At 70.4% G+C, this 10,538-nt stretch carries 11 protein-coding genes; 4 read left to right on the top strand and 7 right to left on the bottom strand.

Features of this window, described 5'->3' with window-relative positions; translation table 11 throughout:
• A partial coding sequence (locus C566_RS23370) for a M28 family peptidase (RefSeq protein ID WP_269210554.1) occupies nucleotides 1-493 on the bottom strand: 493 nt, incomplete at its 3' end.
• Nucleotides 494-536: 43 nt separating this feature from the next.
• Nucleotides 537-1,964: an MFS transporter gene (locus C566_RS21755; protein WP_331271130.1), complete on the bottom strand. Its 1,428-nt coding sequence runs from the start codon at nucleotides 1,962-1,964 to the stop codon at nucleotides 537-539.
• Between the two features lie 264 nt (nucleotides 1,965-2,228).
• Between C566_RS21755 and C566_RS0118085 the strand changes: the two genes are divergently transcribed.
• Both C566_RS0118085 and C566_RS0118080 read left to right on the top strand, forming a co-directional pair.
• Entirely contained in the window at nucleotides 2,229-3,362 is a 1,134-nt protein-coding gene (locus C566_RS0118085; RefSeq protein WP_018775768.1) for an LLM class flavin-dependent oxidoreductase, read from the top strand.
• Nucleotides 3,362-3,823, top strand: a complete 462-nt coding sequence (locus C566_RS0118080; protein ID WP_018775767.1) for a MarR family winged helix-turn-helix transcriptional regulator — start codon at nucleotides 3,362-3,364, stop codon at nucleotides 3,821-3,823. The genes C566_RS0118085 and C566_RS0118080 overlap by 1 nt, the downstream gene beginning before the upstream one ends.
• A gap of 63 nt (nucleotides 3,824-3,886) precedes the next feature.
• Here the strand turns inward: C566_RS0118080 and C566_RS0118075 are convergent, their stop codons facing one another.
• The 3 genes from C566_RS0118075 to C566_RS0118065 all read right to left on the bottom strand — a co-directional run bounded on the left by C566_RS0118075 (nucleotide 3,887) and on the right by C566_RS0118065 (nucleotide 7,069).
• Nucleotides 3,887-4,690 (bottom strand): transglutaminase-like domain-containing protein, encoded by an 804-nt coding sequence (locus C566_RS0118075; RefSeq protein WP_018775766.1) that lies wholly within the window; start codon nucleotides 4,688-4,690, stop codon nucleotides 3,887-3,889.
• An 84-nt stretch (nucleotides 4,691-4,774) separates the two neighbouring features.
• Complete coding sequence (locus C566_RS21750; RefSeq protein WP_026266831.1) at nucleotides 4,775-5,596, bottom strand: hypothetical protein; 822 nt, start codon at nucleotides 5,594-5,596, stop codon at nucleotides 4,775-4,777.
• A 30-nt stretch (nucleotides 5,597-5,626) separates the two neighbouring features.
• Nucleotides 5,627-7,069, bottom strand: coding sequence for a M20/M25/M40 family metallo-hydrolase (locus C566_RS0118065; protein ID WP_018775764.1), 1,443 nt, complete (start codon nucleotides 7,067-7,069; stop codon nucleotides 5,627-5,629).
• Between the two features lie 125 nt (nucleotides 7,070-7,194).
• Here C566_RS0118065 and C566_RS0118060 point away from each other — a divergent pair, with 125 nt between their 5' ends.
• Complete coding sequence (locus tag C566_RS0118060) at nucleotides 7,195-7,869, top strand: DUF1684 domain-containing protein (RefSeq protein WP_018775763.1); 675 nt, start codon at nucleotides 7,195-7,197, stop codon at nucleotides 7,867-7,869.
• Nucleotides 7,870-7,873: 4 nt separating this feature from the next.
• Entirely contained in the window at nucleotides 7,874-8,359 is a 486-nt protein-coding gene (locus tag C566_RS0118055; protein ID WP_018775762.1) for a GtrA family protein, read from the top strand.
• Nucleotides 8,360-8,439: 80 nt separating this feature from the next.
• Here the strand turns inward: C566_RS0118055 and C566_RS0118050 are convergent, their stop codons facing one another.
• Nucleotides 8,440-9,594, bottom strand: coding sequence for a cysteine desulfurase family protein (locus C566_RS0118050; RefSeq protein WP_018775761.1), 1,155 nt, complete (start codon nucleotides 9,592-9,594; stop codon nucleotides 8,440-8,442).
• An 8-nt stretch (nucleotides 9,595-9,602) separates the two neighbouring features.
• Entirely contained in the window at nucleotides 9,603-10,529 is a 927-nt protein-coding gene (gene nadC, locus C566_RS0118045; RefSeq protein ID WP_051082364.1) for a carboxylating nicotinate-nucleotide diphosphorylase, read from the bottom strand.
• Nucleotides 10,530-10,538: the final 9 nt, after the last annotated feature.

The following is a 10,538-nucleotide window of genomic DNA, read 5'->3' as shown; positions in this document are numbered from 1 at the left end:
CCTCCTTCATCCACCGCGCGGTCTCCAGGACCGCCGCGACCCCGCTGCCGTTGTCATCAATGCCCGGGCCCTCCTGCACGGAGTCCAGATGCGCGCCCACCACCACGGTGTGCTCGGCACTGCCCCCGGTGTCGGCCAGGATGTTGAAGGACTCCACCGTCTTGCCGCGCCGGCCGTCCTCCTTGAACGTGAAGCTTTGCCGCACCGGCGCATACCCGGCCGCGCGCAGCTGCTCCTCGACGTAGCGGGCCGATTCCTCATACCCCGAGGTGCCCGAGGCCCGGTTCCCGCCGTTGGCATCGGCCACCCGCTGCAGCGCCTGCAGGTGCCCCACCATGTCCCGGGACTTGAACGCCGCCAGCACCGCACGCGCATCCACCGTACTGGCCGGTGCCAGCCGCGACGCGGAACATCCCGAAAGCACGAAGCTGATTGCCACCAGGACGGCCGCGGCCGCCGCCCGCCCCCACTCGTACCTCCGCGTACCCGTCACGCTAAGAACATACTTGCTCAGTCGCCGAGGAGGAAGGGTACCGCTAGTGCGAGCCGGCCCCGAGCGGTGCGGCGGCCACGGCCGCCGGGTCGGAGAAGGCCAGGCGGGGCACCATCACCAGCGCGGCGGCCGCGGCAAGCCCGGTGACCCCGCAGATGGTCCATACCGTGAGGTAGCCGGCGAGCGGCGCCGCGGTCTGACCGGCGTCCCCCGCGCCGGCCCCGGCCTCGGCCAGGACGTGGCTGAGCAGGGCGATGCCGAACACTGCGGAAGCGAAGGCTCCGCCGATGGTCTTGGTGGTGTTGGTCAGGCCCGTGGCCATCGCGGTCCGGTTGAGGGGCGCCGCCGCCGCGGCCGCCGAAGGAAGCGCCGCCACGAGGGCCCCGGAGCCGACACCGGCGATCGCCATGTTGACCAGTGCCTGGGTGAGACTGCCATGGAACGGCAGGAACAGCAGGTAGCCCAGGCCCACGAGCGTGGCGGCGCCCACGAGGGTCCAGCGCGGGGTGAGCCGGCGGGTCACGACCGGATACAGCAGGGCGCCCACCAGCAGCGCCAGCACATAGACGCCGATGATGATGGAGACTTGCCCGGCGCGCAGCCCGAGACCGTAGCCGTGCAGCGCGGGGTCGGTCCGGGCGAAGGTGGACAGCGGGGCCTGCGCGCCCAGGACCGAGACGCCAAAGAGCGCTGCGGTCAGCTGGACGGGCCACATGGACTTGCCCCGCAGCATCCGGATGTCCACGAGCGGATCGGCCTCGCGCAGCTCGTACCGCGCGAACGGAATGAACACCAGAATTCCGGCTCCCACCAGCGCCCATGGCCACCACGCGCCGGCTCCATTGAGGCGCATAAATGTCAGTCCCGACGTGATGAGCAGCAGTCCGAGGGCGAGGAGCGTGAAGCCGCGGGTGTCCACGCGTCCGCCGCTGCGCTCACGCGACTCCGGCACGCCAAACCGGACGGCGAACCAGCATGCGGACACGGCCACCGCAGGGACCAGGAGCACCAGCTGCAGCTGGCCCGCGAACACTTCCACGAGCGCCCCGGCGGCGAGCGCTCCGGCGATGACACCGGCCTCCAGCGCCCCGACGAGGACGCCGGCTGCGCGCCGGGTGCGGGCGGCGCCGTCGGGCAGCTGATGGACGCGGCTGAAGATCAGGGCAATTTCCAGGGGCAGCCAGACCACGTAGAAACCCTGGAACGACCACGCGGCCAGGAAGGTCCAGAAGTCCGGGGCGAGCGCGACGCCCCAGGAGGCCGCAGCGGTGACCAGCGTGGAAACCAGCAGGATCTTCTTGTGCCCGTACATGTCCCCCAGCTTGGCCAGCACCGGCACGGCGAGGGCGCTGACCATGAGCTGCGCAGCCTCGAACCAGTTGACGTCGGCGTCGTGGATCCCCAGGTGCCGGGCGATATCGGTGAGGATGGGCGTGTAATAGCCCTGCAGGATTCCGCTGGTGAGCTCCACCAGACACAGAAAAGCGACAACACGGCGCATGGCGGCCTTCCGGGAGGGCGGGCACCTCGCGGCCAGCCGGTTGATTGCATCCTAGGCCCGCGCCAGCTCCGAAGGCGGGAACGCGGCCGGGAAGACGGGCCGGGAAACCCGGCCGGAACGTGCGGGAATATTCGTCCGTGGCGGGCGTTATACCGGTCGATAGATGCAAACGCATGTATATCGGCTATAGTAGAACCAGCTCCCGGATCCATCCCGGCCACGGAAAGGCACACCATGCAGATCGGCGTATTCAGCGTCAGCGACATCACCACCGACCCCACCACGGACCGCACCCCGACGGAGCACGAGCGGATCAAGGCGTCCGTGGCGATCGCCAAGAAGGTCGAAGAGATCGGCATGGATGTCTATGCCCTCGGCGAGCACCATAACCGGCCGTTCTTCTCGTCCTCCCCCACCACCACGCTGGCGTACATCGCGGCCCAGACCGAGCGCATCATCCTGTCCACGGCCACGACCCTGATCACCACCAACGACCCCGTGAAGATCGCCGAGGACTTCGCGATGCTCCAGCACCTCGCGGACGGACGCGTGGACCTGGTCCTGGGCCGCGGCAACACCGCCCCCGTCTACCCCTGGTTCGGCAAGAACATCCAGGACGGGATCGAACTCGCGATCGAGAACTACTCCCTGCTGCGCCGCTTGTGGGACGAAGACACCGTGAACTGGTCCGGCAAGCACCGCACGCCGCTGCAGAACTTCACCTCCACCCCCCGCCCGCTCGACGGCGTCGCCCCCTTCGTGTGGCACGGCTCGATCCGCACGCCGCAGATCGCCGAAGTGGCGGCGTATTACGGTGACGGCTTCTTCGCCAACAACATCTTCTGGCCCAAGGAGCACTACCAGCAGCTGATCGGCCTCTACCGCGAACGCTACGAGCACTACGGCCACGGCAAGGCGGACCAGGCGATTGTGGGCCTCGGCGGCCAGTTCTTCATGCGGAAGAACTCCCAGGACGCCGTCAAGGAGTTCCGCCCCTACTTCGACAACGCCCCGGTCTACGGCCACGGCCCCTCGCTGGAGGACTTCACGTCCCAGACCCCGCTGACCGTCGGCAGCCCGCAGGAAGTGATCGAAAAGACCCTGACGTTCCGGGAGTACTTCGGCGACTACCAGCGCCAGCTCTTCCTGATCGACCACGCGGGCCTGCCGCTGAAGACCGTCCTGGAACAGCTGGATCTGTTCGGCGAGGAAGTGCTGCCGGTGCTCCGCAAGGAATATGCCGCGCTCAAGCCGGCACACGTGCCCGAACCGCCGACGCACGCCGGCCGGGTGGCCGCCGCGCTGGCAGCGGGGCCCACCGATGCCGCCGCGGCCGCCGCGTCTGAGACCACCGTCCAGGGGTCATGATGCCCGCCAAGGCCACAGAATCGCCGGTACGCCTGGCCGCGGAAACCTGGGAATCCCTGTTCCGGGCCCAGGTGGCGGTGATGCGCAAGCTGCAGGCGGCGCCGGCGTTCAAAGCCCTGGCGCTCAATGAGTACGACGTCCTGTTCACGCTCTCCCGCTGCCCCTCCGGGTGGCTGCGCCTGAACGAGCTCAACGACAATGTGCTGCTGAGCCAGTCCAGCCTGAGCCGGCTGGTGGAGCGGCTCGACAAGCGCGGGCTCGTTGAACGGACACCGGCCCCGGAGGACGGCCGCGGAATCCTCATCCGGCTCACCGCTGCCGGACGGGACCTGCAGAAGCAGATCGGCCGGGAACACGTGCGCGACATCGCCGCGCTTGTGGGCCCGGCCCTCTCCGCCGCCGAACAGCAGGAGCTGCTGCGGCTGACCGAGAAGCTCCGCGCCGCGGTCTCCGTGCGCTGAAACCGTGCGCTGAGACCGTCCGCTGAAACCGTACGCCGGGCGTGCGCCGGCGCGCCGGCCGGCCTAGTGGATGGCGACCAGCTGCGCCGGGTCTTCCTGCGGCAGCTCGTCGACGACGGCGGTGACGCTGAGTTCCTTCAGCGACAGGCTGCCGCCCACGGTGGACAGGAAGGCGGTGTCCGAGGAGTCACGCCCCGCCGTGATCCGCAGCATGCTCGCCCGCGGCGCCAGCCCCGTGGGGTCGATGACGTGCCAGGCGCCGTTGATGTGCGCCTCGGCCACGGCGTGGAAGTCCATCGGGGTCAGGCCTGGGGCGTAGACGGCGGCCAGCCGGGCCGGGACGTTCTTGGATCGCAGCAGGGCAATGGCGAGGTGGGCAAAGTCCCGGCAGACGCCGCGGCGGTGCAGCAGGGTTTCGACCGCGCCGTCGGTCCCCCGCGAGGATCCGCTGACGTAGCGCAGTTCGTTGAAGACCCAGTCGCGGACGGCGCGGAGCAACTCCTCGCCCTGAAGCCCGCCGAATTCGGCATAGGCAGTGGGCAGCAGCCGGTCCGACTCTGCATAACGGCTGGGCCGGACATAGCGGATCAGTTCCATGAGCCCGGGCTCCTCGGGCAGCGCGAAGCCGGTGACGGTGGCCGAGTACTCAACCAGCACGTCGGTGGGCTCGGCGAATTCCATGTAGTGGAAGCGCCCGCCGTGGTGGTCCGAGAGTTCGGTCAGCGGCACGTCTCCGCCTCCCGCGGTCACCCTGAGCGATTCTTCGATCGAGTCGTACCCTGCGTTCCGGGCCACGGCCACGGCCAGAGCCACCTTGGTCTCGGCAACGGTCTTGAAGGCCAGGCGGGCGGCTACGGCGCGTTCCATGTATCTCTGTCTCCGGGTGTGGGATGTGAGGTGGGTGCAAGGGAAGTCGCCGTCAACGGCCCGGGGATGTGCGGGCGGGCGGGACTAGTTTTTGATCTTCAGAGACATTAGCATCCGCTGGACGTTCGCGAATTCGGGTCCCTCGTTGACGTACTTGGCCGCCTGGTCGAGTGTGTCGAACGCCTTGGCGGGGGCAACCTTCTGGTCCGGGGCCAACGCTTTGAGCACCGTCAGGTCCCCGAATGAATAGTCCCCCTTGCCGGCCGGGCCACGGACCACGTTCTGCAACGCGCAGCCCTTCCCGCCGTCGCCGCCCACCACATTGGTGATGCCGTAGGAGCCAAAGTACTTATAGCCCTGGATCACCCGGAACACCACGTGCGGGTCAATCGTTCCCCCGCCGCCGGCGTGCGGCAGGTCAACCGGCACGCTGCTGACCACGACGTAGTTGCGTGCTGCGTCGGCCGCGCAGGCCGCGGCAGGCTGCCGGGGCAGGCCGGTCTGCAAGGTGGCCAGGTAGGCGCCGTCGGCGTCCTTGACGGTGATCTTCAGCGCCCCGGGCAGCGCACCGGCGTCGGGAGCTACGGACTGGACAATCCAGTCCTGCGGCACCTCAAAACTGACGGTCTTTGCCGGGTCGGTGAAGACCTTCCAGGCCGCCGCGCTCGAGCCCGGAGAGGCGGAAGCGCTGGCCGAGGGGGCGGGACCAGTGGCGGCAGAGGGCACCGCACTCTCACTCGCGCTGTCCGCCGCGCTGCTCCCTGCGGTCCAGACCGGCGTCCCCTTGCCGTCGCTGCTGCAGCCCGAAAGGGCTGCCGCCGCGACCGCGAGCGCCGCGCCGGTGCGCAGCGCAGCACTCCGGATTCCTGCGGTGCCTGATCCTGAAGAAGGGGCCCTCCCAGTCATGGTGCCAGCGTAGCCGGGGCGCCGCATGACTCAGAGCTCCCGCATCAGTGTTTCGTAGAACCGGACGCCCTGCTCCAGCGTCTCCAGGCCGATCTTTTCGTCAACGGCGTGGATGGAGCCGCGGGCCCGGACGTCCATGAAGAACGGCGCGAAGCGGTACACGGCACCGCAGATCCCGGTGAAACGGCGCGAGTCGGTGCCGCCCATCATGATGTAGGGGGTGATGATCGCCTCGGGGAAGACCTGCCCGATGCAGTCCGCCAGCAGGTCCCACTGGGCCCCCGAGGACGGCGACACCGGGGACGGGCCGTTGCCCTCCACGACGTGCAGTTCGACTTTCGGGTCGCGGATGATTCTCCGCAGCAGTGCCATGGTGCCCTCGACCGTCTCCCCCACCGCCACCCTGATGTTGGCGTTGGCCTTCGCCGTGGCGGCGAGGACGTTCGCCCCGGAGCTGCCTTCGAGCGTGGTGATGGCGACGGTGGTTCGGGTCATGGCGTTGGTCTCGCTGCCGAGCCGGCCGAAGAGCCAGGTGATCGGCGCCCGGAGCAGTGCCACATTCGCGAACACGGCCCGCAGCGGCGGCGGCGTGTGCGGGCCGAAGCGGCGCAGCATCTCGGCGGTCACTTCCGGCAGCGACTGCGGGAACGGGCTGCGCTCGATCCGGGTGATGGCGCGGGCCAGCCGCGCCGTCGCCCCCATCCGCGGCGGCGTGGAGGCGTGTCCGCCCGGGTCCCGGGTCAGCAGCTCCACGTCCAGGATTCCCTTTTCGGCCACGCCGACGACGGCGGCCGGCCGGCTCACCCCCGGGAAGGCGCCGCCCGCGACGGCGCCGCCCTCGTCCAGCACGAGCCAGGGCAGCACACCGCGGCCGGCCAGCAGGTCCGCGGCAGCCGCCGCGCTGTTGCCGGCCGTCTCCTCGTTGTTGCCGAACGAGAAGTAGAGGTCATGTGCGGGCGCATACCCCGCCAGCAGCAGGCGCTCGGCCGCCTCCAGGATGGCCACGAGCTGGCCCTTGTCGTCCAGTGTCCCCCGGCCCCACAGGAAGGTGCCGTCGTTGTGGCCGGAGAACGGCGGGTGTGTCCACTCCCCCGGGTCGTCCGCCGGAACGACGTCGTAGTGCGCCATCAGCACCGACGCCCGGTGCCCGGCCGCCGGGTCCTCCGCCACGGCGCTGCCGGGCCACCGGTACAGGAGGGCGTGGCCGTTGACACGCTCCAGTTCCATGGCGGCATGGACCGCCGGATACAACCGGGGCAGCGCGGCGATGAATGACTCGAACTCGGCTGTCTCCCCTCCGGCCCCGGCCCGGGAGGTCCCCCCGGCCCGGATGGACACGGTCCGGTACGTCACGAGCTCCGCCAGCGACGCCGCCGCGTGCCCGGCGCCCGGCGCGTGCCCGGGACTGCCCGGTGTGCCGCCGGGGCTCTTGGGGGTAATGCCGGCGGCCGCGTTCTGCAGGGGGTTGCGCATGCGCGAAAGTCTACGGCCGGAGGGTCCGCCGGAACGGGCTATTCGGCGCGCGGGTCCGGCCCCGGAATCCGGGCACAATTTCGGCGCCCAAATTTCGGCCCCGGGAAAGCGGATACGCTGGGGGCATGGCCGAACAGCACATTGACGGAACGCACTTTGGGGACCAGGGCGACGTGGCAGGCATGTCGGCCCTCGATATCGCGGACTGGCGGCTGCGGACCTTTGCCCTCTACGCCACGACGCGGAAGATCGCCGCGGACAGCCCGGCCGAGGCGCATTCCTACTGGCGCCAGGAGCGGGACCGCATGTTCGGCACCCACCCGGCTTCCGCGCTGACCGCCGAGGCCAAGGCCACTTTCGGCGGCCTGAAGACGGCGGACTACGATCCGATCTACCGTTTCCACGTCCCGCTGACCCCCGAGGGCGCCGGGCGGGAGATGAACGTGGAGACCGGGACCGACGGCCTGGTCCGGTTTGTGCGGCTGGGCACCTTCGACCTGCCCGAGATGGGACAGCTCGCGGTCTGGAAGCTCAGGGGCTACGGCGGCGGCATCTTCGTGCCGTTCCGTGACGCCACCGCGGGCCAGCCCGGCGGCAGCTACGGCGCGGGACGCTACCTCCTGGACACCATCAAGGGGGCTTTCCACGGCGTGCGGGGCACCGGGCCCCAGGCCGAATTCATCCTGGACTTCAATTTCGCCTACAACCCCTCGTGCGCCTACAACGAGGCCTGGGCATGTCCATTGGCGGGCCCGGCGAACCGGCTGGCCGTGGACATCCCCGTGGGCGAGCTGTACTGAGCGGATGGAGTCCCAGCTCGAACAGCTTGACCCTGCCCCCGCCGTCGTCCGCGGGCCGAAGACCCGGCGGTACCGCGGAATCCTCCGTTACCCCGTGGTCCGGCAGCTCATCCGGTTCACCGGCGTCGGCATTGTCTGCACCCTGACCTCCCTGGCCCTGTACGCCCTGTCCCGGCCCTGGCTCGGTGCCCAGCCGGCCAACGCGGCGGCCCTGATCCTGACATCGTTCATGAATACCGCCCTCAACCGGCGCCTGACGTTCAAGATCACCGAACGCCGCCGGATGAAGCGGGACCACCTCAACGGCCTGATCGTGATCCTCGTCGCGCTGCTGATCACCGGCGGCAGCCTGGCCGTCCTGCACTGGGTCAACCCGGAGGCCACCGTGGCCGAGGAGCTGTGGACCACCACCCTCTCCGGCTTCGCCGCCACCGCCGTGCGGTTCACGATGCTGCGGCACTGGATCTTCCGCCGCGCCCGCCACCGCTGACTTCGCCCAGTGCCCCCACCCCCGGTTGAGCTGTCAGTTCAAGCCGCCACGGGTGACCGATAAGGACATCTACTGATAGGTCAACCGGTGGAGGGGGTGCCGAGGGTGCGGACGCCGGCGACGGCGGTGCGGACCGCGGCCGCCGCCTCCTGCAACTGCGCTGCCGTCACGGTCGAGTCGAAGCTGAACCGTACCGCCGTCTGGGCGATCTCGGGGGCGATGCCCATGGCCAGCAGCACCGGCGAGGGCGCATCCGAGCCCGCCGCGCATGCGGACCCGCTGGAGCACACCACACCCTGGCGCTCGAGTTCCAACAGCACGGACTCGCCGCTGGTGCCCGGGAAACAGAACGACGCCACCGAGGGCAGCCGCTCGGTGGGGTGGCCGGTGAGCTGCGCGCCGGGAACACCGGCCAGCACGGCGTCGATGAACCCATCGCGGAGGGCAGCCACGCTCCCGGCCGGCTCCCGCGGCAGCGCCAGGGCCGTTGCGAGCGCCACCGCGCCGGCGACGTTTTCGGTGCCCGAGCGGCGGCCCCGTTCCTGCCCGCCGCCGTGGACCAGCGGTTCCACCCGGACCCGGCCGCGCACAAACAGCGCGCCGCTGCCTTTGGGCGCGCCCAGCTTATGGCCGGAAATGCTCAGCGCGTCCACGCCCAGCGCGCCCGTCTCCAGCGGCAGCCAGCCGGCGGCCTGGACGGCATCGGTGTGGAACGGCACCCCGTGGGCGCGGGCCAGCGCCGCGAGCCGGGCGATGGGCTGGACCGTGCCGACCTCGTTGTTGGCGTACATGATGCTCACCAGGGCCGTCCCGGGCTGCAGCACGGCGGCGAGGGCCTCTTCGCTCACCTGCCCGAAGTGGTCCACGGGGATCACGTCGACGGCGAAGCCGTGGACCCGTTCGAGGTATCTGGCGGATTCTTCCACCGCGGGATGTTCGACGGCGCTGATCGCCACCCGGTCCAGGCGCGGATCGGCGGCGCGCCGGGCCAGCGCGATGCCCTTGACGGCGAGGTTGTCCGCTTCCGTGCCGCCGGAGGTGAAGACGACTTCCCCGGGCCGGCAGCCGAGGGCCTTGGCGGTTGCGGCGCGGGCCCCTGCGAGCGCCGAGGCAGCCGCCTCACCCAGGGAGTGATGGCTTGACGGGTTGCCGAATTCGCCCGTGAGGTACGGCCACATGGCCTCCAGCACCTCGCGGCGGACCGGGGTGGTGGCTGCGGCGTCGAGGAAGATCACGGTGCGCCTCAGCCGGCCGCCGGACCGGCGCCGGACTCAAGGGCCGGCTCGACATCCAGCTCAATGTCCAGGCCGAGGTCCAGGGCCGTGACACTGTGCGTCAGCGCGCCGATCGAGATGACGTCCACCCCCGTGGCCGCGATGTCCGCCACGGTAGCAAGGTTGACGTTGCCGCTGGCCTCGACGCGGGCCCGGCCGCCCACCAGCCCCACGCCGGCCGCGAGCTCGGCCAGGGAGAAGTTGTCCAGCATGATGGTGTCCACCCCGGCGGCAAGGACGGGCTCGATCTGCTCCATGGTGTCCACCTCCACCTCGAAGTGAGTTGTGTGGCCCAGCTGGGCCTTGGCGCCGCGCAGCACCGCGGTCAGCTTCGCCGGGTCGCCGCCGGTGAGGACGGCCAGGTGGTTGTCCTTGGCCAGGACGGCGTCGGAGAGGCTGAAGCGGTGGTTGGCGCCGCCGCCGCAGCGCACGGCGTAGCGTTCGAGCACCCGCAGCCCCGGCGTCGTCTTGCGGGTGTCCGTGATCCGGGCCCCGGTGCCGTCCACGAGCGCCACGAACTCGGCGGTTTTGGTGGCGATGGCGCTCATCCGCTGGACCAGGTTCAGTGCGACGCGTTCGGCCAGCAGCACGGCCCTGGCGTTTCCGGTCACGCGGGCCAGGGCGGTTCCGGCGGCGAAGGCCTCGCCGTCGTGGACCAGCAGTTCGACGACGGCGCCCGGGTCGGTCAGCTGCATCGCCGCGGCGAAGACCTCCCCGCCGCTCAGCACGCCGGGAACGCGGGCATTGAGCACCGCGGTGGCCCGCGCCTGCGCGGGGATGAGCGTCTGGGAGGTGATGTCCCCGTACGGGGCGTCCTCCTGGAGCGCCGCGCTGAGGACGGCCAGGACGGCGGCCTCGGGCAGGCTCCCGGCGAGCGCCGCGGCGCTGGTGGGCAGGGTTTCCGG

The organism is Arthrobacter sp. 131MFCol6.1 (assembly GCF_000374925.1).
Lineage (GTDB): Bacteria > Actinomycetota > Actinomycetes > Actinomycetales > Micrococcaceae > Arthrobacter.
Note: the sequence above shows the minus strand (reverse complement) of the source record. Positions and strands in the feature narration are given on the sequence as shown.